We start from the raw sequence: 23263 nt of genomic DNA, 5'->3' as shown, positions 1-23263 counted from the left end.
AACCGCGTGGTTCACCTTTTTTGTATGGGGTGAGATAACTGATTTGGGAATGAGACGTAGGGTGTTAAACCTAAGCTAATAACGAGAGTTGCTTCCTACCTCCCTTAATCGCCAGTCAGGTTATTGCTCTTAACCACCGCGACGTAGTTCTCAATCACTGGGTGATCAAACTGTTCTGATTCGTACATCACCCAACGTTGGGCTACGGTGAGATCAGTAAACGATCCATCCTTAAAGTAACCACGCCAACGCACATCAAATTCAGCGGCATACTTACCCCCGCCGAGGTAAGAGACTTCGATACGCTCGATATCGTGATCGTCAGACAGCAATAAGTCATGTATCCAATGGTGCCATTCCATAAACTCTTGGCGAGAATGGATTTTGTAATCGGGAAAGTCGACTTGGATATTTTCATCAACGAGATCGGCAAATGCTTCTGCTGGCACTCGCACCTTTCCTACGGTCGCACGCTCATACATTGAGAACACGCGATATACAAAGCTCTTGATGTCATTCTTGGTAAATTTGTGCTCGGCATACTGCTGAATCAATTTGTCGTAATCCGCCTTTTGATATTGCATTGTGGACACCTATTCCCTATTTAAGGCTTTGTAAGTAAGACACGATTTCTGGTTTGTCTTCAGCGAGTGCATTTTCAAGTGGCGTATTACCGTCTTTCCCTTTAATCGTGATATCACCGCCATTGGCAACCAAGATCTTTAATGCCGGAAGGTTGTTAGCCCATACCGCATCATGCAGTGGTGTATAACCATTTCTCGGACCTACAGCGTTGACGTCATAGCCTGCTTCAATCAGCAGTTCGACAATTCTCGTATTACCTTGGAACATCGCGGCATGCAGCGCAGTGCCGCCATAAGAATCTCTTTCATCCGGATCGGGATTGGTTTTCAATAATTCAATCACTTGAGCTTCATTGCCGTTGTAAGCAGCAAGGTGAATGGTATCTGCGCAAAACGCTTGAAATGCTGCAGTGATGGCAACGGCTGCCAACGAAAAAATGACAATTAACTTTTTCATATTACCCCTATTTTGGTTTCTTGTTTTATCAACTTCCATGCGTCAGAGAAGCCGTAACCTTGATTAAAGCTTATACCCATTAACGACTAGAATTCGATTTCTTCACCATCTCGGAAGAAACCACCAGTTGGTCCATTTGCTGGCAAATTTGCAGCCCAAGTTATGCCACTAGCCCCCTGCTCTACAGGTCGACCACCGCTTCCGCCCATGTCTGTCGCGACCCAACCCGGACAGACGGCGTTAACCAGAATGCCACTGCTTTTGAGTTGATTAGCCAACATTAAGGTCAATGAGTTAAGCGCGATCTTCGACATACTGTATGCAGGAGTGCTGCCAGTCTGGTTCTTCATCGCCCCCGCACCACTGCTGACGTTAACGATTCGAGCTTGTTGGCTGTTTTGAAGCAAAGGTAAGAAGGCTTGTGTCATCCGCCATGCGCCATAAACATTGGTATCCATCGCTTCTTGAACGGTATCGAGGTTTGCGTTCACGACGTTTTGCCAAGTGTCATAGTGAATGGCGGCATTGTTGATTAACGCATCGACAGCAGAAAAACGTTGCTGAACAAACTCAACCAATTGGTCAACGCTTTCTTGGTCAGTAATATCAAGCTGCGCCGCTAATGCGTTGTCCAAACCCAGCTCTTCCACTGTTTGCTGTGCGCTGCTCAACTGACGAGCCGTAACAATGACTATCTCGCCTTGCTCTGCCAATTGACGACTGACTTCTTTACCAAGACCACGGTTTGCGCCAGTAACAATCGCGATTCGCTGGGTTGTGTTTTTCATGTCGAGTTCCTAGTGAGTCATGCGCTCTGCGTCTATGAAATAAATAATATAGATAAGATGAGCAAGAACTAGGTGATGAATGGCTAAATCATTATTAGGCAAAAGCTAACAATATTTTCTTCACAACCTTTAATGATGATGTTTGTTTGGTAACTAGAGATGAGATTATGGCTTGGATGACCATGCGAAGGACGCCAAATGTGATGGTTCAAAACCAAGATCAAAAAAGGCGAACCACTTGGCTCGCCTCTTTTGTCAGTAAGGATTCGTTAGCTCGCTTTTGATGCCGCGTGCTGCTCTACCATAAACGCGATGACTTCTTCATTTAAGCAAGATTTGCTGATGTATTGGCGTTGTTTACCAATATGAAGGATAAAGCCCAAATCAGTTTGTTCGAGTTGATCGATTTCATTCCAAGCGAGGCTGCGGTCAACTTTACCGCTTTTGTAGCGTACGCCCTCTGCATTCACATCAAAAACCACTTTGCTGCCACGGCTTGAACTGATGGTTTGACGCCACAGCCACCAAGTTCTTTTGAAGTAAACGCTGCACGCTTCAATCACACTCAATACGATAAAGAACCAACCGACATAACCGTTAGGTAGCAGTTCAAACTCCAATAAAACCACACCAAAGACAAAAAACAGTATCCCTTTTAGGTACGCTTGTGGGAACTTGGTTGGCTGGCTAGTTTGATCATAACACTCAGCAAAGAAAGGTTTGTCGAGTATGTATTCTGTAGTGAATTCGAAATCTTTAGACATGTATGGTTACTTCAAGGCTTCTGTAAATGAGTAATCTTGGTTGCACTCTCGCAACGCGTGCATTGTAGCGCTTCTCGGGATTTATCTTTAGTCCTTTTGATTCTGTTTTGTAAATCAATGATACCGCCACACTAAAAGACCACGGGGCACTTGCCAAGATCAAACAAGGCGAACCATTTGGCTCGCCTTGTTAATTAATGACCTATATGACTTTTTGAGGTTTTCTACTTTAGAGGGTCGTTGTCTGGCAATGCACTGTGTATCCATACTGCCAGTCGGTGTTTGATGCTTGCGCCGTCTAACTTACTTTCCGGTAGTGGCGTTATCTGTTTTGCATCGACCAAGAATAGATAAATCGCTTTTACTCTTAGAGGCTGTGGTGACTGTGGAAGGTCAAAACCTTGTAGCTTCGCCATCTTCCCACCAATCTCTAGTGCCTTCTTAACCAGTTTGTCTTCATTGTGAAGCTTGGAGCTTTTTGACATTGATAAATCCTCTTCTTCGCTTCAATTGAGAATACATGAAGTGTCACGTATGGCGTGTTAGTAAGCTCGCATATTGATAAGTTTATGCGTTATAACTCGGTAAGTGATTAAAAAGCAATCAGAATGTCGCACCTTCTATCTCGCATTGCTTTATAGAAGCCAACCACAAAGTGTTAACAGCATCACCTTTAGAAACTCTTAGTTTGAGATCAACGACGGATAAAATATCTACCGTTCAGTTTCGAGCAATATCATGTTCTACCGATGAAAGAAGAAGACATTTCATTGGATTCGATATGTTCATATATGCTTATGCCTGTGAACTATAATCAATAAGATTTCACGCAATCTATAAATAGCAACAAAGGACTGTGTTATGCCACAAACGTTAGATCAGGCTGTTTAGGTTTTAGACCGAGATTTAGAGGAGTTTTTACTTCGCTTCCCACTATCCATTACCAGCGCGGGCCAATCGAAAGGTGCTATGAGGTTTTACTTATATAGCCATGGCGATACCGCTTTCGGGATAAATCAGGGGGTTAAGATGAAGGAGATGCGTTTCCGCCTTGGTCCAAAATCGTTAGTTAAAAACGCGAAAGCACTTCAATGTATTCATATCCCCGTTTCTCCTTTTGAACAACTTAAACCCGACTCCATTTCTAAAGTCACCCATTATGATGCTGCTGGCTACTTGGTAACCACTCAATTGACCGGTTGTACCTTTGCAATCCGTAAAGGAAAAGGAGGCGGGCTTGAGTTTTTGCATGTTCAGCCAAAGGGGGACTTTAACGGCATGGAAGTACAACGTGCTGTCCAGAAGGAGTTCCAAGTCTCTTTTGGTAGAGGATCTGGCACGGACAATACAACTTATGGTGAAAATACTCGGGTTACGGTAATGGGCGCGCGAACCAATGGCCTATGGGTCGTCTATGCTCAATATCAAGACTCGAGTGGCAGTGTGACAAAAGTAGACTGTATTTATAAAGAACCAAGCTCCGTAGCGTATGTGGATTAACAGCATCGCTGTTTAGGTTCTTTACTCACTACGCCAATAGCAAAGAAAGTGAGTTAGCCAAATAGGTTGACTCACTTCCCTATCCCTTCGTTACGACTGCTCCTTTTAAACTCTCCCCGTGACTTACTGCTGTACTCAAAAAGTGAGCAATATTAAGCACCAAGAGCTTGCTTCATAAACTTGGCTTCAGCCTTTGAGTAACACTGCTCACCAACGTAGATTTCGCTTTCTAGCAAATACATACCTCGCTTACTCTTGATGCAATGCGCTTCCACTCGGATTGAACTATTGAGAGGGATAGGTTTGATAAAGCGCACCTCCAACTTAGCCGTCATTGCGCAGATATCTTGGGCGAAAAGGCAGTGTGTCATGGCAGTATCGTGCAGCGCACTGATGGCACCGCCTTGCATTACGCCCTCATAGCCTTGAACCTTTTCTGTCGCCACTATTTGCCCTTGCAGGCTACCGTTCGGCATTGCAGTAAATTGAATCGTATCGTGCGCGTTGAAAAACGGCTGGCAGCAGACTGCGCAATGTTGGTGGTTTTTAGGGGCGTGAATAGACATAAAGACCTCTGAGTTTGAGACTGTCTGTGGAACAAAACAGAATGAATAAAGAGAACAAAGAAAAGATGCGTTAGACTTGGTGAGCAACTGACATGGTGAATTCCTTTATCTACTTAGGCTCTCACTTTATGCCCTGTAATTGGCATATGCCAATAATAAAAAGTGAGAAATTAGGTTTCATCGGTTGAATGCCTCCGCCAAAGAATTCCTCTCTTATCGAACCTGACTCACCACTGGTTTCGCGTACCAAAGTCGCTTACTATGCCAAGTACCTATAACGCTTTGTGAGCCACTCATGAGCAGTAAAAATAATAAAAACCTCGGCATTCTTCTTAAACTCAACACCTTCGTTTCACCTTATAAATGGCGTGTTGCTGCGGCCTTAGTTGCCCTTATCGCCACAGCCAGCCTAACGCTATCTGTCGGCTATGGCGTGCGCATTCTTATAGACCAAGGCTTTGCTCAGCAGTCACTGCAAGAGCTCACCAATGCGATTCAATTTATCGTTGGAGTGACGCTGTGTATCGCGGTGGGGACGTTTTTCCGTTTCTACCTGGTTTCTTCTGTGGGCGAACGCGTCAGCGCGGACATTCGTCTTGCGGTGTTTAACCATGTGATTACGCTGCATCCTAGTTATTTTGAGACCAATAGTAGCGGCGATATTATGTCTCGCCTCACCACGGACACGACTTTGCTGCAAAGCATTATTGGTTCGTCGTTTTCTATGGCGATGCGCAGCGCGCTTATGTGTATTGGTGCGATCATCATGTTGTTCGCAACCAACTTTAAGCTCACTTTGATTGTACTGGCTTCTGTGCCGTTCGTACTGGTTCCGATTTTGGTTTATGGAAGACGAGTACGTGCCCTATCACGCCAAAGCCAAGACACCATGGCTGACGTTGGCAGCTACGCAGGCGAAGCGATTGAGCACATCAAAACGGTTCAAAGCTTTAGCTCAGAGCAGCATGAACGCGCGGCGTTTGCTGTCGAGGTAGAAAAAGCTTACGAAGTTGGGAGACAGCGAGTAAAACAGCGCGCGATTCTGATTTCTGGTGTTATCGTTATCGTGTTCAGCGCCATTGCTGGCATGCTTTGGGTCGGCGGCAGTGATGTGATTCACGGTAAGATGTCTGCTGGTGATCTCGCGGCATTTGTGTTCTACGCCATCATGGTTGCGTCATCTATGGCAACGATTTCCGAAGTCATGGGGGAACTACAAAGAGCCGCTGGTGCAACAGAAAGACTGATTGAGATCCTTCAAGTGAAAAGCGATATCAGCGCACCAAGCAATCACCTTCCGATCACCGATGACATGCCAGCGGAAGTGACGTTTGATTCCGTGAACTTCAACTACCCTTCTCGCCCCGACCAACCCGCCATCAAAGGGTTAAACCTGACCGCTGAGAAAGGTAAGGTATTGGCTTTAGTTGGCCCTTCTGGTGCTGGTAAAACGACCTTATTCGAATTGCTACAACGCTTCTACGACCCGCAACAAGGCCAAGTATTATTTGGTGAAGAAGACATTCGACAGTTCGATCCGAATGATCTTCGTCGTCAAATGGCATTGGTTCCACAACAACCCGCTTTGTTTAGCCACGATGTATTCCACAACATTCGGTACGGCAATCCAGACGCGACTGACGAGCAAGTCATTGAGGCGGCGAAAAAAGCACACGCGCATGAATTTATTGAGAAGCTACCAGACGGTTACCATAGCTTTTTGGGTGAGCGTGGCGTGAGATTATCTGGCGGTCAAAAACAGCGCATCGCGATTGCTCGTGCGATTCTGAAAGATCCAAAAATCCTTTTGCTTGATGAGGCCACCAGCGCGCTGGACAGTGAAAGTGAACATCATGTTCAACAAGCACTTGAAGCATTGATGAAAGACCGTACCACACTGATCATTGCTCACCGTCTTTCAACCATCCAACACGCCGATAAAATTGCGGTGTTAGACGGCGGCGAGTTGATTGACCTTGGCAGCCACCAGTCGCTGATGCAAAGCTGCGAACTCTATCAGCGCCTTGTCGCGTTGCAGTTTAAGCACCTAGAGTAACCTTCCATAAAGCCCGCTGAATTTAGCGGACTTTGGTTTCAATCTCTTTGCGCCAACACATCAATAACAAGAACCGCAGTCCTAGTTTTCACCAAACGGATAGAGCGTTGATTCTTGCTTGTCATCATAAACTCCGCCAGCATTTGAGCCTTCGTTCAGAGTTCAAATTATTGATCCGAATCAGCATCAACACATGTATAAAATATGAAATGCTAACTTCAGAAAGCGACACAAATAGTACTATGCCTGCCCGCTCCAAAAGCATAGATAGAAATGACAAGACTCAACATTATAATCTTCGGCACTGCGTTAGTATCAGGCTGCTCTACAGCTGAATTATCAGCGAACATATCTAAACCAGCCTCCATTATCGAACAAAATATATTTGTTACTTCCTGGGGGGAGTCTGTCGAGCTAGATTCTATAGATTGCATTAAAGATTGGGTTCCATTCATTTTACAAACTAAGCAACACTCCAACGGACGGAAGGTCTCTATCGTAAAGTGTATTCCTTCAAATGCTTGACGATACAACGTGGTTTTCCCACAAAAAAGGCGAACCAATTGGCTCGCCTTTCATTTTGTACTTTTTGTCCCGAGTTAGACTTAGCCCTCTGGGTTTTCCTTCGCGTTGATTTCCGCGTAAGTGTGTAGAAGCTCTGTTAGCGTCTTCACCCACGCGAATACGTCTGTCGGTGTGTTTTGTAGCAGCTTTTCTACTTGCTCACAGTGCGTTTCAAGTATGATTGCTTCTTCTAGACGGAATGAAATTGCGTAGAAGTGCCAAAGCACAAGACGCGTCATACGTTCGCTGTTTTGCTTCGCGTTGTCGGAATCATCAAACGCTTGCTGAATTTCACTTAGTGCGATTGCGGTCATGCGTAACATCGCATCTAGGCGCGCTGACAACATGCGGTCTTCACTGTCTACTTCTTCTTGGTCGAAGGTAAACAGTTCGTTCATCACATCTTCTGGCACCATTTTACTGATCATGCGAGCGCTAAACTCTTCCAGTTCATGGCGCGGCATAGTCACAAGACAATCGAATGTGTAATCACGAAGCATAAAATCACTCTACATCAGTTATTAACTTTTAGTTTGCGCATTCTAAGGGCTGTGATTTCAATTACCACTTTTTATTTGTTTGGATGTGCAGATAAAGTCTAGTAGCAGCGCGTTACTCTGAGGATTTGCTTTTTTGAAAGTACTGAACCACTTTCCAGATCAGGAAGCCTGCGACACCGACAAGTAACACAGAACGAAGAAGAATGGGCGCATCGTGTTCAAGTTGGCTTGCATGAGGGACAATACTTGCAAACAACCGACTGGTAAAAAGTAGCCCCATCACCAACATAACAATCTTGTTCATACGCGCTACCTTTTTAGTTCAAGCACTGCGCACTAAACGCAGTTGTCGAGTTGTTTGCGAAATAAGAGCCTTGGCCCTGAGTGAACTTAAAAGGATGCGCGTCATAGATGTGATCGTCAATGGATGAGGCAGTAAGCTAATATTGCAAATGTGAAGATGTGCTCGACGATTCCGCCCAAATAGCCTTAAGAACAACGCTTAATTACCAAAGTATCGCTCCTCCCGAGTGTCTAACCACAAGTCATAGTTTTTCATCACTTTGGAGAACTGAGGGCTTTGAATATAACCATTCAGCCACGCTTTTAAGTTTGGGTAAGGGCTTTGTCTAAACCACTGTTTATCGATGCGGGCGTACTTACGGATGAAAGGCAGAATAGCGATATCGACCAAGCTTTCTCGTTCCGAAAACAAAAACGAATGCTGCTTTAAAAGAGACTCAAGCTTGATGAATTGCCTTTCACACTCTTTACGCAGTTCATCTGCATTATCTTCATGGTAACGCTTCGCACAGCCAAACGTGTTCATTGCGGGTACAAAGTGCGCTTCAAACTCTCCAATCACTTCGAGCATCTTGGGCAATGCTTCTGGATGATCGCTTTCCAAAAGGTCATTCGGGTCACACTTAGAAAGCGCCCAAACCATAATGTCTAAGCTTTCTTCAAGTATCTGTTTTTGCTGCGTAGTCTCTATTGGAGGGCGGTTGGGAATCACTAATACTGGCACACTGCCCTTCGGCGATACCTCTAGCATTTCTGATGGCTTGTTATCGAGCTTGATAGAACGAATAAGCACACATTGCTGGGCTTTGAGCAACGCAAATCTTGCACGAATCGCGTAGGGGCAATTGTGCAAAGAATAAAGAATGGGTGCCGTAACGTTCGTCATATTTGGTTCCATCAAGCCGTGGCCTTTGCTTCTAACTATTACTGTCTCTTCTTACTATTTTACTGTCTAGCTCTTTCAATTTCAGAGTAGCAAATTCGGTTTGCTCTATTCCATATAGAAACCATGAATCTTCATTTGAAACAACATCACTTTCAATAAGAGGAAATTAATCTGGAAAAAGTTCACCGCATTTTGTGGTGCGGGCTGTGGTTAAAATTACCGTGAAATCCAGTAATACAAAGCAACACCATTATGAACAAAGACGCGAAACAACTCTTTCATTACCTCAGTAAGCAATACGATGAGTTATCTAAGGACTTCGAATCTCGCCCTTTCCCTGAGTTTTCAGAAACCATTACTCACCGGTTGGGTTACTGCTTTGTCCGTTGTCCTGTGGGGAGTCAGCGCTTTTCCATTGTGTCGATCAACTTTGATCCTTCGGTACGTGGCCAAGGGGTTTTAACGGCGTTTATCAACTACGTAAGAAACAACCCGTATCATTATCAAGGTGTTGAAGTTGCCATCATTGAAAACAAGAACCTAGCGAAAAGCCTGCTGTCTCTTGGCTGGGAATACAAATCCTTGTTTAGCAAACTTTTCTTCTCCAAAAAGCCAACATTGATTAACGACTTTCAGTGCGCTTAATTACGTTGAGTCTCCCTCACTCATTGCCTTTCAGCATATCGATAAATGCTTGTCTTGATTCTTGCGAAGTGTCTCGATGTGTCGTGTAGGCCACATGGGTGTTTTCATCAGAAGATGGTGAAAGCTCAATGCCCCACAAGGCTTTTATCTGATTTGGAACCATTGAGTAACGCACGTCTATAATGCGCTTTTCATCGTCCGGATCACGCGCGACAAAGCCATCAGAGAACCAACGAAATCGCTCAATATCTAAGGCCTGCTGCGATGTTGAGCTCAACCAAGGGAAGTCTTTACCGATGTCCAGTTTGGCAACCGATTCTCCAGTATAGATTTTGGTCGCAGCCCCTACTCTTATGGCGTCTACATAGTATCGACCTTCAGCTTCGTAGATGACTTTCCAAACCAAACTATTCGCGAACGTAGGTTTGGCCTCTAATCGCACTGGAGCATGTTGCCTTGCTTGTGCAAGCTCCCATCCTGCTTCTTCTGCTCTGTCTCTTTGAATCATGCCGAACGTAAGATAAGCAAACGCCCAAACTATCGCGATTCGCGCATACCAAGAGTTACGTTTCAACAAAACAAACACAAGGCCAATTAGAACAGGAAGCGTGAAGGCAGGATCAATAACAGAAACGGTATTCCACGCATACCGCTCGTTGGTAAACGGCGACAAAAGCTGAGTTCCGTAGCTGGTGCACGCATCCAATAAACCGTGTGTGGCGTAACCAAGCGCACAATACCACCAGCTTTGTGTGAACGATAAACAAAGCCTTTTAGCAAAAAGTGGATAGAGAACTAAAGCACAGAGCAAGCTGCCAATAGGAATAAACAGCAACGAGTGGGTGAACTGTCGGTGATATTCCAAAAACAGCAGCGGATCATTGGAAGAGCGAATCAATATGTCCAAATCTGGTGCCATACCAGCAAGCATTCCAAGGACACCTGCCGCCACCAAGTGTTGTTTTTTGCTTACTGATAGAGACAATGACGCCCCAACCAACCCTTGCGTTAACGGGTCCACGGCGAAATCTCCCAATCATGCTTAAAAACCAGAAATGTTTGCCACATAAAATATCCGTATTTCGGTGACTCGAATCCATTGGATGGAATCACATCAAAGCTATTGAAAATCAAAGCGAATAAATCGCGTGTTAGTTTTAGTGTAGATGGATTGGAGAAGTTCGCGAGCCTGCGTAAAACGAGATAGGACGAAATCTCCGACTCTGCCCTCAATTTCGGTATAATCTGACGTCTTATGTTTTGAGTATAAGTTTCCACTCCTTCAGCACCACTTCGAGGCATGTCTTGCAGTTAACCAGTTTTAAATACAAAACGCGTAAAGGCCCTGATTATCGCCATGGCGACCAGGTGTCGTTTGTCGACATCAAAGAGACATTTGGCATCGGCGGAATTCGTATTGGTAAGTGGGTGAACAATGAAGAAAAAGATCTCGCGGCAAACTTAATATTCGATTCTCTCGCAGACTTAGCGTACATCCTTGCGCTACCGCCTTCGGCGATTGGACTTCGTGGTAATTTGAGCCTTGCTTTTGGTACTGGTGGCCGCAAAGGGGTTCAAGCACATTACGCACCAAATCAACGTGAATTAGCCTTGGCAAAGAATGCCGGTGCAGGTGCGCTTGCTCATGAGTTTTGGCATGCGTTCGATCATTACATTGCCGAGAAAGCTTTCGACATTGGGGATCGTTCGGGGCCGCAGCGCCAAATCTTATTTGCGAGTGATTGCTGGCTGAAAAATGCCGATCATTTCCCGCACCCACTTAACGAGCGATTACTGAAGATTTTTGACGCCACATTGCTCACGCCAGACGGCCAAGATAGACACGATTATGTATCTCGAAGTGTAAGAGCAGACCAAGCGATGGGTTCAAGCTACTTTTCACAACCCACCGAGATGATGGCACGAGCATTTGAAGCCGTTGTGGAGTCTTGTTCTGGCATTGAAAACGCATACCTAGTTTCTGGCACAACGAAGCCGGACACCCTGCCTCTTTACCCAGATATCGCACACAGAAACGCGATATATGAAGCGCTTCAAGCGTATTTTCGTCCACTGGGTGACGCGTTGAGTCGTTAACTAAGGAATAGCGACTATTCAGAAAAATCTCGCGATTTCAAAGCACAGACCTTTCCCATCAATCTAAAAAAGGTTTATACATAACGTTATGTTATTCATATTGCTGAATGTTTCATGACGCTGAAAGAAATCCTCAAAATCCGTAACGTTCGCTGCTTCCTCATGTTCCGAAGCAGTTACTTTGCGCGCTTCTATTACCCCGTATTTACCCTGCTCTATTTGGATTACGGATTAACGCTATCTCAATTCGCCATGCTCAATGTTGTTTGGGCAGCGACGATTGTACTTGCGGAAGTCCCTTCCGGCGCTTTTGCCGATACCTTAGGGCGAAAACGACTGGTGGTGCTGTCGTCCATCGTCATGTTCATCGAAATCGCAATGATCGCCTTTGTCCCTACAGGGAATCCCACTTTTGTTTTCGTTGTGTTTTTGATTAACCGAGTGCTGAGCGGTTTAGCGATGGCGTTAGCAAGTGGCGCAGATGAAGCATTGGCTTACGACACATTAAAGGAGCAAGACAAAGAGGAATTGTGGCCGAGAGTGTTGCAGATTCAACTTCGTATTGCCTCTAGCGTGGGTATTGTGGTCACACTTGTAGGCGCTGCCATGTACGACGTGAACTTTATGGCCAACGTGTATCAGTTCCTTGGATTCGACAAACCAGAAACCACACAAGACATCATGCGCATCCCTGTTTACGCGACTTTGTTTGTTGCGTTGATCGCTATCTACGCCGCATTCAGCATGAGAGAAGAGAAAAAGGTAATACCAAGCAGTGAAAGCAAGTTGGCTTCAACCATGGCCAGCATGAAGCTCACACTCAACACCGCCAAGTGGGTATTGTCTACGCCTTATGTGCTGTTCATTCTGCTCTACTACAGTTTGTTCGAGCACACTTCACGAATGTTTTTGACCATGAACAGTCAGTACTACCGTGCGATTGATATTCCAATTATCTACTTTGGTTTAATCGGCGCTGGCATTAGCCTCTTGCAGATTATCTTAGCTGGGCAAAGCCGTCGTTTGGCAGAGAGTATGGCACCGAAGACGTTCATTTTAGTCATGGGCATCGCAACAATGGCGACCTACTATTGGATAAGCTTAGGCTGGTCAATATACGGGGTGATTCCTGCGCTGATTCTGATCTTTATTATCATGACCATGAACATTTTCATCAGCTATCACTTGAACAAGAAAACAGAATCTCACAACCGAGCGACAGTCTTAAGCTTCAAAGGTTTGATGTTCAATTTAGGCTACGGCTTAATCGGTATGCTCTATGCCTATTACTACAAACTACTCTCACAAAGCTCCACCGAAGCACAGATAGAACAACACATTGACTTTATCGCATCGCTGTCTTCGTTCTTCTACTATTTCACGTTCTTGTTCATCGTTATCAGCGTCTATTTCTATATCAAAGATAAAAAACAGGCGATCTTCTAAGCCCTTGCAGCAAAAACAAAATAAGGCGAGCCATTTGGTTCGCCTTATCGATTGTTAGCCCAGAGTTCAATTGTTTCTATCTAAACTCAAACAACTCTCGATGGAATGACTTGGCTGGTAGACCGATATTGGTGAATGCTTTCTCAAGCGCCTTACCCAGTTCGGAAGGCCCACAAAACCACACACTGCTGCTCTCCACATTTGCTATGCGCTCAATGACTTCCGTGTTAGTGAAACGCCCTTCTTCACTTGTATTTCTCATGTATAGCTTTACGCCCGCTTCCTTTGCTCTGCGTTGTAGTTCATCCAGAAGCACCTTGTCTTCTTCTCGATAGCTGTAGAAAAGCGTTACCGACTTTGCTGTCCCTATCGCTTCAATTGCGGTTAAAAATGGCGCGATGCCGATACCTGCTGCAAACCAAATTTGTTGCTCTGTATCATCTTGGAAATTGAAACAACCGTATGGGCCTTCTATCTGAGCCTTTTGTCCGACTTCAAGCGCTTCCATTAATGAACGCGTGTAATCACCATTGGCTTTGATTAGCAATCGCACCTGGCCGTTGTCGCTATGAGCTGACGCCAAACTAAATGGATGCGGCCGTTCTTTATCATCAAATCCAATGAATGCAAACTGACCGGGCTGATACGTAAACTGAGGCTCATGTACTTTAAGCTCCACTTCAATTCCGCCGTTGATTGATTTGATACTACTAACCTTGGCGGGATAACGTTTCTTCTTACCATTCAAACCTAAGATGGTAATCAAGCATCCTACCGTTGCTAACCCGCTGACCAACAGAAGGATAGCGCCGGTAACGGTTAACCATAGGCTTGCATCAAAGAACATCACCATGTGCAGCATTAAAAGCAGGTAAAGATATGGAAAGACTTTATGAGTGAGCTGAAAGACGTTGTGTTTGAGCTTCTTAATCCACGCAATCAAAACAAAAGCCGCGGACAGATAGAAGCCATATTCACCAATCAACTGCGCCTGATCACCTAACGCATCAAGATCTTCGTGTTCAAAATAGATCACGCTGTTGCTTTTTGATTCTGAATCACCGAGATAAAGTGAAAAAGTTGCATCTCCGTCAAGGCACTCAAAGCGCGCATAATTTTCCGTTTCAACAATCAATTTGAACCCTAGCTTTTTATAAAACTCGATAGATGACTTGATGTCTTTAACGGTTAACAGCACTTGATTTAGATTCATAGAAATTCCTTTTCCGATTGGTTTCTTACCGATTTTGGTGGATTGTTGTTTGAGGTTACGAAGATAAAACCTCAAGCTAACTTAAGGTCAAGAAATGATTTCAGCCGTTTTTTGAAGTCTATATAGAGCAAGAGCGAAAAATGAAAAAGGCGGCTCTGTGGCCGCCTGTAGCTGTGTCGATTTATCGTTATTGGGTTAGCGCAATGTACTCTTGTTGCGCAGCATGTAAGTCCTCAGCAAATTGTTTATCTGCCTTTAACTTATCAAACACGATGTGCGCCACTTTTTGCCCTGCTTCTACATCACTCATCCAGTGTGCGTTACAAACGACTCGGCTGTAGCCGTAATCCGCACCTCTCTCTGTCAGTGCTTTTGCACTGTTCGGCGCAATTGCTGCCGCAACGAGTGAAACCCCGTAGCCTGATGCTGTATGACCAGAAGGGTAAGATCCGTCTTTAGATAGGTAGTCTTCGGCATAAGGTGTACAAGAAGGTAAGCCGTTTACCGCAAATGGACGCGCTTTATTGTAGTGCTTTTTAGAGTCTGATGTCGCAAGACCAAAAGAAGCAATGCTGCGCCCTAAAACGGTATACATCGCTGGGGTGTCTTCCTTCGTAATCTTCACGCCCAATACATCACCATAAATCTTGGCAAAGTATTCTGGAGTAATACGTGCGTCTTGTGTCGCTTGAGCCATTCTCGCTGGGTCATCAACTGAAAAGTCGATAGCACCCACACGCTTATCTTCGAGATCTTGTTTGCTGCCTTCTGCTGGTGGCGGTGCAATCAAATCTACCGTGTGTACCGTTTCAATGTATGGTTGATAAAACTGATAGTTTCCGTAGTCGATACGTTCAAGCGAGTTGATGTCTGTTGGCGCAGAGAACACGTGAAATGCAGGTAAAGTTAGCGCTACGCAAATTAGAGCTTTCTTCATTTGCTTTCCCTCCAGAATTAAAGGCTTGTAGGAATACTCTTAACAACTGAAACCAATATTATCCGCAGCCCTTTAGTACTGGAAGTTATAACGATTATTCCTAAAAGTTAATAATAGAATGAAGCAAAGCAACTAAATCATACTGCCACTTGGGCAACCTTGTGACAAAACACTGCCGTAGCTGGTCGTTGGAGTAAATAACATGATTAAATCAGCAGGCAGGAATACAACATCAGTAACCAATGACAAAGGCATATCAACAAAAGAAATAGGATATAAAGCGTAAGACACGGCTGAACCATCCAAGAAGCATGGCTGACGCGCAACGGACAACGCTGTACCGGAAAATGGTTTACCGTAACCCCCTCTCGCATGTGCATCCATAGATGAACATCCCACCGTCAAAGAAGCCATTGCAATAACGGTGAGTACTTGAAGTTTTTTGAAAAGATTGTTTTTCATGTCTGATAGGTTCCAACTGATTGTTATTGATATAAATTATTATTCGACAACAATAATCCTACCTGCATTTATAAAACAACCTATCTAACTAATTCGATTGGGAATAAATCAATTTTCGTGACAAATGTATCACTTCTACCTTGGGTAAATAACAACTTATAAACGCTCGTTCCTTCGCCCCAATACACAAAGGCGAACCAATTGGCTCGCCTTGAATATGTGAGGAAAGGATAAAAACGACGTCCGTTACAGCTTATCTGCATCAACAACTTTAATCGTTGTCCAGTTGGTGTTGGCATCTTGAATAAAGCCTTGCGTATCTTCTAACCAGCGCTTCTGTACCGATTTATCCAAGTTTAAGTACAGTTTGCCACCTTCAATCTTCCAAGCCTCTGGGTCAGTTTCAAACTTCTTGCCCATCGCGACACCGAATGCACAGTAACCACCGTATTGCGGTGCATACGCTTGAGGATCAGCTTTGAACTGGTCTCGGTTTGCAGCATTCACAAAGTGATAAATCGCATTGTTGTACGTCGCTGAATATTCGGCCTTTCCTTGAGTCGGGCCATTATCCGTGAAATAAGCCACCGGGTCGTAACCCTTGATAGCGAGATCATTTGCATCAACGCTCATGCCTACATCCGCAGCCATCAGTGAAAAACTGGTTCCGAGTAAAGCGGTCATTAAAGTGAGTTTTCGACCAGTTGATTTAATGCGTGACATAGTAAGCTCCTTGTCTGTGTTTGTTTGCCTTGTGTGAATAAATTAGCTAACTCTTCCGGTCTATAAAGGGACAAAAGACCAAAAAAGTACGCGAATCGTTCGGAGGTAACATGGATCTGTTGTCACAGCTGATGAAGCATTTCTCAATACGCACAGGTGTTTTCTATTCTGGACACTTGTGTGGCATCTCCTCGTTCCAAGCAGAGCACAGTAACCGAGGCCATTTGCATGTTTTGAATGCTGGCGAATTGATACTAACAAGCGCAAATGAGAAGGCTCAAAAGCTAACAGAGCCTTGCATCATTTATTTGCCAAACAATACGCCGCATAGAATTGAAGGAAACGAAGAAACAGAATTGGTTTGCGCCAATGTGGATTATCGAGGTGGGCAGATCAACCCTCTATTGTCTGTCTTGCCGGATGTCGTCGTTATCCCTTTTAATGCGGTGCCGAGCCTAACTCCGGTCTTGGATATGCTGTCTTCGGAAGCAAGGGGAAATGGCATCGGACAAGAGTTTTTATTGGATAAGCTGAGCGATACCTTAATGGCATTGATCTTTCGTTATCTTATCGAGGAAAAGCAAATTGAACACGGCTTGTTTGCTGCGCTCGCCCACCCACGTCTAGCTCCCGTTATGACCGCCATTCATCAGCTCCCTGCCCGTCATTTTCATCTTAATGAATTGGCATCATTGGCGGCCATGTCTCGTACTCAGTTTATTGAGACGTTCAAACAAGCCGTTGGGGAGACTCCTGGAGATTATGTACAAAAATGGCGTGTATCCGTCGCCCAGTCTTTAATACTGCAAAATAAACCGCTCAACTGGGTGTCTGACGAGGTGGGATACAACAGCTACTCGGGCTTTTCTCGTGCTTTCCAAAATGTATCTGGTATGTCAGCTCGTCAATGGATACAAAGCCAAAAGAAAGACGAGCTTAAAGCAAGTTGATACCAAATTGTTTCGCGATCAAATTCGTTATCGCAAAACAAATTACGGATACAACACAGCTAATAAGCAAGGTAACCCAAAAGGAATACTTGCTCAGTAAATAAGGGAAAAGAAGAAACATTGGCAGTGTTGGTACAACAAACCAAAAGGTATAAAACGCGTGGTTAGACAGCTTCTCTGTGCCTTGCCCTTCGATATACATCCATACCAACGCCAATATGGTCACGGTTGGCAATGCAGCCACGAGCGCACCTAATCTATCACTTCGCTTCGCAACTTCAGAAATGAGAACCACAATCGCGGCGGTGGTTAAGTACTTTGTCACAATCCATAGCATTTTCGCTTCCTTGCTTACTTCGGACACTAATTAATCGATAATCTAGAAACCTACTCCTGTTGATTCTAGATGTTTTCTAAAGACTTACGGTACACCTTTGTCACATAACCAGACAGGTCGTAAGCGTCTTCTATTCTATCCCAACCAAGTTTTTCAAAAAGGTCTGACTATTGATAAAAATAATAAGTGGTTACAAAACGACCATTGTGTTGTTTATAAAATTGGAGAAAGATGACAATACAGCGATTTATAGGAGGTGGTGTTATGACTTTAGTTCTTACCGTTCTTATTTTCCTAAGTTGTATTGCGATGCTTGCAATTGGTGTCATGTTTTCACGTAGGCCTATTAAAGGCGGAGGTTGTTGCAGATGTGGGCGCACGTAAAAGGCAGTCCCGTAAGGATACATAGAATTCCAGCACACGAAAGCCCAGACAGCGGTTTAGTCTCGGCGTAAGCACTCTACGCATGGGTAAAGCACCAAACTGCTTACGTCACCGCCTTTAGGGCACAGGCATAGTCGCCCTGCTTCTCACCCCGTTTCAATACAGGCTTTTCCTTAGACGAAAAGCCTGTTTTCTATGTAACCTCTTAACGTCTATGATTTTTGAAACGCGGCTAACACCATAGGTTGCAGTGCTTTAGCCAATTTCTCATGCTGGTCTTGTTGCCAATGAATTCCTTCGTTCGGACAAGATTCCACCACGGTTCCGGCATCAAGAAATGCACATCCCAGCTCTTCCGCTCGGTTTCGATAATGAAAGCCAAATTCTTTGGACTTTTCCGCCCCGCCGATAAACATACTGCCGAAGAAACCAATCTCATGCACGGGTGGCGGCGCAGGTGGTGTTGGACACATCGCACTGCAGCTTGCTCGTCACATGGGTGCCGAAGTCTTCGCAACTGGTTCTACTGGTGTGAAGAATGACCTGATTACCGAGCTTGGTGCAACCGCGATTGATTACCGTACTGAGTCGGTAGCCGATTACGTTGCGAAACACACCTCTGGTGCTGGCTTTGATGTGGTCTTCGATTCAGTTGGCGGTGCAAACCTAACTAACTCGTTTGATGCAGCAAAACTCAACGGCCAAGTTGCAACAACCGTGTCTTTGCATGAGCAAGATTTAAGTACCGTTCACATGAAAGGCCTGTCATTGCACGTGGTATTTATGCTTATTCCGATGATCCACAATGTTGGTCGACGCAAACACGCCATAATCCTAAAAGAATTAGCAAAGATTGCAGAATCTGGCGCACTAAAAACAGTTCTTGATGAACAAGAGTTTACCCTTGGGCAAGCTGGCGCTGCGCATGAGCGTTTAGCCAGTGGTCAAGCGATTGGTAAAGTCGTCGTGAATATCTAAGTTTTGTCTCAGTGACATTAACAGCGCAATTCAAAAAGACCTCCGTGATGGAGGTCTTTTTTCAGTTATGGAGTTACCGTGTATGCAATTAATTCAATAATGTGTTCTGGTGTCGTTGCCCATGCCAGGGCTGAAGCATCAACTTCTTTAAGTACATGGACAATGTTCTCAGCATGCAAAGTGATGTAAGGCTTATCTAAAGCGGTACAGAAACCTCATCAAATGCCGCACTCCACTGTTTATATTTGTCACCAAATCGAATCACAGCAAGGTCACAAGACTTAAAAGACGGCCATGTGAGCCGTCTTTTATACTGGTAAAGAATGTGAGCTATTGCTTTTGCTCTTCCTCTTTTACTTCCGTCGTTTCTATTGCTTCTACAACATCTTGGGTCTCTGTATCTACCCACTTCATAAACACTTGGTAACCCGCCGCCAGGAATGCTGCACCAATAAACATCCCCAAAATACCGCCAGACATCATGCCGCCAATAGCACCAATCAACACAATCGGCATTGGCACCTCTAGGCCTCTCCCGAGGATCAATGGTTTTAAAAAGTTATCAATCAAACTTGCAGCAATAAGCAAAACAGTAAAAATGACGTTATGAACCGTGCCGCTATCTCCTGCCCACAAAAGACCGACAGCAACTAACGCAATAATGGTCACTGGCAATTGCACAATCGCAAAGATCAGCGCTATGAGTGTAAACAAAGCGGCGGCAGGTACGCCGGATAATGCAACGACAGCACCGAAAGCCATTGCGGTTAAAAAAGCAATACCGATTATTCCTACGGCCACTTGTCTGATGGTGGCGGTGGTGAGTTGATGTAAATCTGGCCCTCTCACCTCATCGGTGAAGCTAATGAAAATCTTACGTATCGACTTTGCAGCAGGTTGAGCCCAAGCGAGCATGATACCGGCGATAATGATCGCGCCTATCAGCATAAACACGCTCTTCGCCGCTCCCGTCGCACTATCAACGAACCAACTGAAGAAGCCTTTTATTTGAGGTTGTCGCTTCTCTATGAACTCCGGAAGATCGTTAGCCGCTTCGAACCAAACGGCATGAACTTTTTCACCGACTAAAGGCCAAGTTTTGACGCTGTCCGCGGGCTTGGTAATGACCAAAGTGCCATCTCGATACGATTCAAATGCACCGAGTGTTTTCGAAGCAAAGGAGTTACCAACCATTGCTGTTGGCGTACCAAGAATTAGGACACCAATAATCGCTATCAGCGTTGCGGAACGAGCCGAGCTAAGCCCGAGCTTGCTTTCGATGACTAACTTTACTGGATAGAGCGCGATAGCCAACACTAACGCCCAGAGTAAGATTGGTAAAAATGGTAAAAACGCCCACCAGCATACAATGACGATAAGCGTTGTGACGGAGAATCGTATCAAAGAAGTTGTGAATGCCTTCGCCAACACTTTTTCTAGGTTTTCGTTTGAATTACTCACTGTTTTTCCCTTTGGTTTCGCGCCATATTCTTATTCATCGGTAATTCGATAATCGATGACGCGTGAATAGACCCAACACAGTATTTATCCGCACTTAATGGAAGACCATTGGCTTAAAGGACAACGGTTTCATAAAACAAGCACTCATATAAAACCTAGTACACTTCCCCGTACATTCAACGGTTTAGTGAACAAGTTTGTGGTCAGTCACAAAGGGAAAATCAGAGCTATTGTTTATTCCGCTGAGTAAGTCACGTTGTTAAGCACTTCTGCTTCCATGATTGTGTTCGCGATCAGAAACTCGAACATCTCCAACTGCCCTGCTGGTATCAATTGATTTTGGATTTCACGTCGCTTATCAGAATCAAAGAGGCACTCCGCTACCCAACCAATGAGGTACATCAATGATAAACAACCACCCGCCGTTGCAATATTACCCTCAACAACCAAAGGAACATCTTGAACGTCACCTCCCATGCTCTTTAACACCGCTTTAGCATCAGGGTTCGTTGTGAGCTTTTTACCGTCGAGCAAGCCCAATTCATGCAAGATAAAAGAGCCCGCCCAGATAGAGCCAACCAACCTAAGCAAGTCGCGAATCATCAGTTAGAAATAGGTTCACACATTCACACCCACTTAATAAGCCATTGATAATTAGCACATTTTTGACATAAAAAGCGTAAATGGCATCAGTTACATTGATATAAAATCATCATTAATGAGCGCATAATCACATCGAAAAAAACATCGAAATCAATCGATTTAATTCCTTATTAACTTTTATAAATCCGAACTACTATCAAGTAGAACCGTTGTTCAACGTATATAAGGTTAATAATAATGAGAAAGACTTTATCCACCCTAAGCATCGCGCTCGCGCTATTTTCAGGTGCATCGTTCGCTGCTGATAACTACACGCTAGATTCAAAATTCTCCTCAGTCAGCTTTGCTACCATCAAAAATCAGTTTGTTGTTGAACCCGCGACCATCGATGCCCTCAAAGGCACGCTTAACAGCGAAGGACAATTTGATGTATCTATCGACCTAAACAGCATTGAAACAGGCATTCCAATCCGTAATACGCGACTCAACGAAATCTTCTTCGAATCCGCAAAACATGCCCCTGTGAAAGTTGTCGGTAAAGTCGATTGGACAGCGCTAGGTGAAGGCTCTCACAAGCTTAAAGTACCTGCTGAAGTGACGCTGTTTGGTAAGACCAAGTCGGTAGAATTCCCTGTTGTGGTACTCAATGCTGGCGATACTTTGATGGTTAGCTCAAGTGCGCCTGTCATTATTGGCGCTTCAGGTTTTGGTATCCCAACTGAAAACTTAACAAACCTAGCAGCAACGGTTGGTGGTATTAAGATTTCAGACCGAGTTCCACTCACTCTAAATCTCACCTTTAAAAAGTAGTTATTTAGCCCAAAAGGGCTTGATAACGCGAAACAAAGGCTTGGAGGCTCACCAAGCCTTTTTTCTTGTGGTTTAAACCGCTTTATTCAATGCGCTTTAAAGCGCCCGTTTCCCTGCTATCAATTTTGCTTGGACGTACTTAGCGCCATGCTTCTTAACACATCATTCTTACTCACGAAGTGGTGTTTCAATGCCGCCGCAACGTGCAACGCCACCAGCGTTGCTAATGTGGCACAACCAACTCGATGAACCATAAAGAAAAACTCATTCACTTCGGCATTAGAAATTGGGTTTGGAATGGTAAACAGCCAAAAGAATGGGTACTCGTGCTTAAGCATCAAAAAGCCACTGACAAAGACAACAAACATCACAAGATAGATGGTGCCATGGGCCAATTTAGCGATGCTTTTCTGCGTACTAGATATCGTGCTTGGTAACTCCGGTGTCTTTCGAAAGAATGACCAACCCCAACGTACGATTAACAACACGGATGCAATGGTCGCGAATGACATATTGAGCGTCGACAACACATGAAACAGTTGTGGCATATCCATCACAAACAACATGCCATAACCAGCAATCGTGGCGTAGATTATGATCACCGCCATTATCCAATGTAACCATTTACTGAGCGCGTCATAATGTTGTGACGTATTGCTTTGGCGTTGAGGTGAGTCATTTTTAGGTTTGAATGCCTTATTTTGGGCGTGCGGAATCGCTTTCTGGTACTGGCCAGAATCTAGTTTTGACATATTGTCACCATTAAGTCCTTAGTCTTATATTAATTATTTAGGTACTGCACAAAGACCTGCAATTAACGGTTCATTTATTTTTTGCAAGTACACTTAATTTACAAATAAAAACAACCAAGGCAAAAATTCCTTCTTACTTCTGGGATAAATATCAAACTTTATCTTTCATAGCGAATAACCACCACATTTCATAAAGCTGATTATTATATCAATCGAGTTTAAATTCATGTTAAAGGATAAACTTAATTAGCTTATTTTAATTTAATTCACAGCAGCTTTGTTACAATCAAAAGAAAGGCGTCACTTTGAGAAAATAGACAGCAACTTCTAGAAATATAACAGCAAGTTAGCAACAAAAGCCTCGTTTCACATTCAACAAAAACAACAAACACTGGGTTAAATAAAACCGTAAAACATTAACTTAACTGTTTTTGTTGTAGTATTTTTCCCACAACAAATAAGCAAAGAATATAACTCATATCATTTAATAACCAATA

25 protein-coding genes and 2 pseudogenes are annotated in these 23263 nt (G+C 44.3%); 8 read left to right on the top strand and 19 right to left on the bottom strand.

The genetic code is table 11. The features are described 5' to 3' along the window. Positions 1–104: 104 nt before the first annotated feature. From QTO06_RS11195 to QTO06_RS11175, 5 genes are all read right to left on the bottom strand, one after another. On the bottom strand, positions 105–584 hold the full coding sequence (locus QTO06_RS11195; protein ID WP_331408086.1) for a hypothetical protein: 480 nt from the start codon (positions 582–584) through the stop codon (positions 105–107). Positions 585–600: 16 nt separating this feature from the next. Further along, the gene (locus QTO06_RS11190; protein WP_331408085.1) at positions 601–1041 is read right to left on the bottom strand and encodes an ankyrin repeat domain-containing protein; all 441 of its coding nucleotides are present in this window, start codon (positions 1039–1041) and stop codon (positions 601–603) included. Between the two features lie 86 nt (positions 1042–1127). Further along, on the bottom strand, positions 1128–1829 hold the full coding sequence (locus QTO06_RS11185; protein WP_331408084.1) for an SDR family oxidoreductase: 702 nt from the start codon (positions 1827–1829) through the stop codon (positions 1128–1130). Positions 1830–2098: 269 nt separating this feature from the next. Continuing rightward, complete coding sequence (locus QTO06_RS11180; RefSeq protein ID WP_331408082.1) at positions 2099–2593, bottom strand: YcxB family protein; 495 nt, start codon at positions 2591–2593, stop codon at positions 2099–2101. A gap of 224 nt (positions 2594–2817) precedes the next feature. Then, on the bottom strand, positions 2818–3078 hold the full coding sequence (locus QTO06_RS11175; protein WP_005376453.1) for a DUF5062 family protein: 261 nt from the start codon (positions 3076–3078) through the stop codon (positions 2818–2820). A gap of 544 nt (positions 3079–3622) precedes the next feature. Here QTO06_RS11175 and QTO06_RS11170 point away from each other — a divergent pair. Next, positions 3623–4093, top strand: coding sequence for a hypothetical protein (locus QTO06_RS11170; protein ID WP_331408080.1), 471 nt, complete (start codon positions 3623–3625; stop codon positions 4091–4093). A 152-nt stretch (positions 4094–4245) separates the two neighbouring features. Here QTO06_RS11170 and QTO06_RS11165 read toward each other — a convergent pair whose 3' ends face one another. Then, positions 4246–4659 carry a PaaI family thioesterase gene (locus tag QTO06_RS11165; RefSeq protein WP_331408078.1) on the bottom strand — a complete coding sequence of 138 codons (414 nt, stop codon included), beginning with the start codon at positions 4657–4659 and terminating at the stop codon, positions 4246–4248. Between the two features lie 295 nt (positions 4660–4954). Here QTO06_RS11165 and QTO06_RS11160 point away from each other — a divergent pair, with 295 nt between their 5' ends. Then, a complete protein-coding gene (locus QTO06_RS11160) occupies positions 4955–6715 on the top strand; it encodes an ABC transporter ATP-binding protein/permease (protein ID WP_331408076.1) in 1761 nt (586 codons plus the stop codon). Between the two features lie 605 nt (positions 6716–7320). Here the strand turns inward: QTO06_RS11160 and QTO06_RS11155 are convergent. From QTO06_RS11155 to QTO06_RS11145, 3 genes are all read right to left on the bottom strand, one after another. After that, the gene (locus QTO06_RS11155) at positions 7321–7779 is read right to left on the bottom strand and encodes an exoribonuclease R (RefSeq protein ID WP_331408074.1); all 459 of its coding nucleotides are present in this window, start codon (positions 7777–7779) and stop codon (positions 7321–7323) included. A 112-nt stretch (positions 7780–7891) separates the two neighbouring features. Beyond that, on the bottom strand, positions 7892–8083 hold the full coding sequence (locus tag QTO06_RS11150; RefSeq protein WP_009704524.1) for a hypothetical protein: 192 nt from the start codon (positions 8081–8083) through the stop codon (positions 7892–7894). Between the two features lie 198 nt (positions 8084–8281). Continuing rightward, positions 8282–8968, bottom strand: coding sequence for a glutathione S-transferase (locus QTO06_RS11145; RefSeq protein WP_331408072.1), 687 nt, complete (start codon positions 8966–8968; stop codon positions 8282–8284). 252 nt (positions 8969–9220) lie between these two features. Here QTO06_RS11145 and QTO06_RS11140 point away from each other — a divergent pair, with 252 nt between their 5' ends. Continuing rightward, the gene (locus QTO06_RS11140) at positions 9221–9613 is read left to right on the top strand and encodes a hypothetical protein (protein WP_331408070.1); all 393 of its coding nucleotides are present in this window, start codon (positions 9221–9223) and stop codon (positions 9611–9613) included. A 16-nt stretch (positions 9614–9629) separates the two neighbouring features. On the opposite strand, the gene QTO06_RS11135 is transcribed toward QTO06_RS11140, so the two are convergent. After that, positions 9630–10634 (bottom strand): metal-dependent hydrolase, encoded by a 1005-nt coding sequence (locus tag QTO06_RS11135; protein ID WP_331408069.1) that lies wholly within the window; start codon positions 10632–10634, stop codon positions 9630–9632. 284 nt (positions 10635–10918) lie between these two features. Here QTO06_RS11135 and QTO06_RS11130 point away from each other — a divergent pair, with 284 nt between their 5' ends. Both QTO06_RS11130 and QTO06_RS11125 read left to right on the top strand, forming a co-directional pair. Then, positions 10919–11710 carry a CLCA_X family protein gene (locus QTO06_RS11130; protein WP_331408066.1) on the top strand — a complete coding sequence of 264 codons (792 nt, stop codon included), beginning with the start codon at positions 10919–10921 and terminating at the stop codon, positions 11708–11710. A 114-nt stretch (positions 11711–11824) separates the two neighbouring features. Continuing rightward, positions 11825–13156, top strand: coding sequence for an MFS transporter (locus tag QTO06_RS11125; protein WP_331408064.1), 1332 nt, complete (start codon positions 11825–11827; stop codon positions 13154–13156). Between the two features lie 76 nt (positions 13157–13232). On the opposite strand, the gene QTO06_RS11120 is transcribed toward QTO06_RS11125, so the two are convergent. The 4 genes from QTO06_RS11120 to QTO06_RS11105 all read right to left on the bottom strand — a co-directional run bounded on the left by QTO06_RS11120 (position 13233) and on the right by QTO06_RS11105 (position 16491). Next, complete coding sequence (locus tag QTO06_RS11120) at positions 13233–14369, bottom strand: FAD-binding oxidoreductase (RefSeq protein ID WP_331408062.1); 1137 nt, start codon at positions 14367–14369, stop codon at positions 13233–13235. 187 nt (positions 14370–14556) lie between these two features. Then, a complete protein-coding gene (locus tag QTO06_RS11115) occupies positions 14557–15306 on the bottom strand; it encodes an acid phosphatase (protein ID WP_331408060.1) in 750 nt (249 codons plus the stop codon). A 132-nt stretch (positions 15307–15438) separates the two neighbouring features. After that, the gene (locus tag QTO06_RS11110) at positions 15439–15768 is read right to left on the bottom strand and encodes a YceK/YidQ family lipoprotein (RefSeq protein WP_095760398.1); all 330 of its coding nucleotides are present in this window, start codon (positions 15766–15768) and stop codon (positions 15439–15441) included. A gap of 246 nt (positions 15769–16014) precedes the next feature. Next, positions 16015–16491, bottom strand: coding sequence for a YHS domain-containing (seleno)protein (locus tag QTO06_RS11105; RefSeq protein ID WP_033006299.1), 477 nt, complete (start codon positions 16489–16491; stop codon positions 16015–16017). Between the two features lie 110 nt (positions 16492–16601). Here QTO06_RS11105 and QTO06_RS11100 point away from each other — a divergent pair, with 110 nt between their 5' ends. Then, positions 16602–17441, top strand: a complete 840-nt coding sequence (locus QTO06_RS11100) for an AraC family transcriptional regulator (RefSeq protein ID WP_331408056.1) — start codon at positions 16602–16604, stop codon at positions 17439–17441. On the opposite strand, the gene QTO06_RS11095 is transcribed toward QTO06_RS11100, so the two are convergent. After that, positions 17428–17778, bottom strand: a complete 351-nt coding sequence (locus QTO06_RS11095; RefSeq protein WP_331408054.1) for a DUF3147 family protein — start codon at positions 17776–17778, stop codon at positions 17428–17430. The two genes, QTO06_RS11100 and QTO06_RS11095, sit on opposite strands and share 14 nt — an antisense overlap. Positions 17779–18549: 771 nt before the next feature. On the opposite strand from QTO06_RS11095, the gene QTO06_RS11090 reads away from it, so the two are divergent. Next, complete coding sequence (locus tag QTO06_RS11090; protein ID WP_331408052.1) at positions 18550–19140, top strand: zinc-binding dehydrogenase; 591 nt, start codon at positions 18550–18552, stop codon at positions 19138–19140. A 65-nt stretch (positions 19141–19205) separates the two neighbouring features. Here QTO06_RS11090 and QTO06_RS11085 read toward each other — a convergent pair. The 3 genes and pseudogenes from QTO06_RS11085 to QTO06_RS11075 all read right to left on the bottom strand — a co-directional run. Further along, positions 19206–19429, bottom strand: a pseudogene (locus tag QTO06_RS11085) (YtoQ family protein); the annotation flags it as partial. A 41-nt stretch (positions 19430–19470) separates the two neighbouring features. Then, positions 19471–20601: an AI-2E family transporter gene (locus QTO06_RS11080; protein ID WP_331408051.1), complete on the bottom strand. Its 1131-nt coding sequence runs from the start codon at positions 20599–20601 to the stop codon at positions 19471–19473. Positions 20602–20835: 234 nt separating this feature from the next. Beyond that, positions 20836–21186 (bottom strand): annotated as a pseudogene (locus tag QTO06_RS11075) (DJ-1/PfpI family protein); the annotation flags it as partial. A 255-nt stretch (positions 21187–21441) separates the two neighbouring features. Between QTO06_RS11075 and QTO06_RS11070 the strand changes: the two are divergent. Beyond that, entirely contained in the window at positions 21442–22014 is a 573-nt protein-coding gene (locus QTO06_RS11070) for a YceI family protein (protein ID WP_331408049.1), read from the top strand. A 119-nt stretch (positions 22015–22133) separates the two neighbouring features. Here QTO06_RS11070 and QTO06_RS11065 read toward each other — a convergent pair whose 3' ends face one another. Beyond that, positions 22134–22766 (bottom strand): cytochrome b, encoded by a 633-nt coding sequence (locus tag QTO06_RS11065; protein ID WP_331408048.1) that lies wholly within the window; start codon positions 22764–22766, stop codon positions 22134–22136. Positions 22767–23263: the final 497 nt, after the last annotated feature.

It is taken from the genome of Vibrio sp. M260121 (assembly GCF_036533715.1).
Taxonomy (GTDB): domain Bacteria; phylum Pseudomonadota; class Gammaproteobacteria; order Enterobacterales; family Vibrionaceae; genus Vibrio.
This window is presented reverse-complemented; position numbering and strand designations above follow the sequence as displayed.

Excerpts from the sequence above, each read along its gene's own strand:
- QTO06_RS11170 (WP_331408080.1), top strand. The coding sequence starts at position 3,623 with ATGAAGGAGATGCGTTTCCGCCTTGGTCCAAAATCGTTAGTTAAAAAC.
- QTO06_RS11145 (WP_331408072.1), bottom strand. The coding sequence starts at position 8,968 with ATGACGAACGTTACGGCACCCATTCTTTATTCTTTGCACAATTGCCCC.
- QTO06_RS11115 (WP_331408060.1), bottom strand. The coding sequence starts at position 15,306 with ATGAAGAAAGCTCTAATTTGCGTAGCGCTAACTTTACCTGCATTTCAC.
- QTO06_RS11150 (WP_009704524.1), bottom strand. The coding sequence starts at position 8,083 with ATGAACAAGATTGTTATGTTGGTGATGGGGCTACTTTTTACCAGTCGG.
- QTO06_RS11140 (WP_331408070.1), top strand. The coding sequence starts at position 9,221 with ATGAACAAAGACGCGAAACAACTCTTTCATTACCTCAGTAAGCAATAC.
- QTO06_RS11110 (WP_095760398.1), bottom strand. The coding sequence starts at position 15,768 with ATGAAAAACAATCTTTTCAAAAAACTTCAAGTACTCACCGTTATTGCA.
- QTO06_RS11175 (WP_005376453.1), bottom strand. The coding sequence starts at position 3,078 with ATGTCAAAAAGCTCCAAGCTTCACAATGAAGACAAACTGGTTAAGAAG.
- QTO06_RS11165 (WP_331408078.1), bottom strand. The coding sequence starts at position 4,659 with ATGTCTATTCACGCCCCTAAAAACCACCAACATTGCGCAGTCTGCTGC.
- QTO06_RS11070 (WP_331408049.1), top strand. The coding sequence starts at position 21,442 with ATGAGAAAGACTTTATCCACCCTAAGCATCGCGCTCGCGCTATTTTCA.
- QTO06_RS11180 (WP_331408082.1), bottom strand. The coding sequence starts at position 2,593 with ATGTCTAAAGATTTCGAATTCACTACAGAATACATACTCGACAAACCT.
- QTO06_RS11105 (WP_033006299.1), bottom strand. The coding sequence starts at position 16,491 with ATGTCACGCATTAAATCAACTGGTCGAAAACTCACTTTAATGACCGCT.
- QTO06_RS11125 (WP_331408064.1), top strand. The coding sequence starts at position 11,825 with ATGACGCTGAAAGAAATCCTCAAAATCCGTAACGTTCGCTGCTTCCTC.
- QTO06_RS11195 (WP_331408086.1), bottom strand. The coding sequence starts at position 584 with ATGCAATATCAAAAGGCGGATTACGACAAATTGATTCAGCAGTATGCC.
- QTO06_RS11100 (WP_331408056.1), top strand. The coding sequence starts at position 16,602 with ATGGATCTGTTGTCACAGCTGATGAAGCATTTCTCAATACGCACAGGT.
- QTO06_RS11095 (WP_331408054.1), bottom strand. The coding sequence starts at position 17,778 with ATGCTATGGATTGTGACAAAGTACTTAACCACCGCCGCGATTGTGGTT.
- QTO06_RS11120 (WP_331408062.1), bottom strand. The coding sequence starts at position 14,369 with ATGAATCTAAATCAAGTGCTGTTAACCGTTAAAGACATCAAGTCATCT.
- QTO06_RS11160 (WP_331408076.1), top strand. The coding sequence starts at position 4,955 with ATGAGCAGTAAAAATAATAAAAACCTCGGCATTCTTCTTAAACTCAAC.
- QTO06_RS11155 (WP_331408074.1), bottom strand. The coding sequence starts at position 7,779 with ATGCTTCGTGATTACACATTCGATTGTCTTGTGACTATGCCGCGCCAT.
- QTO06_RS11065 (WP_331408048.1), bottom strand. The coding sequence starts at position 22,766 with ATGTCAAAACTAGATTCTGGCCAGTACCAGAAAGCGATTCCGCACGCC.
- QTO06_RS11185 (WP_331408084.1), bottom strand. The coding sequence starts at position 1,829 with ATGAAAAACACAACCCAGCGAATCGCGATTGTTACTGGCGCAAACCGT.
- QTO06_RS11190 (WP_331408085.1), bottom strand. The coding sequence starts at position 1,041 with ATGAAAAAGTTAATTGTCATTTTTTCGTTGGCAGCCGTTGCCATCACT.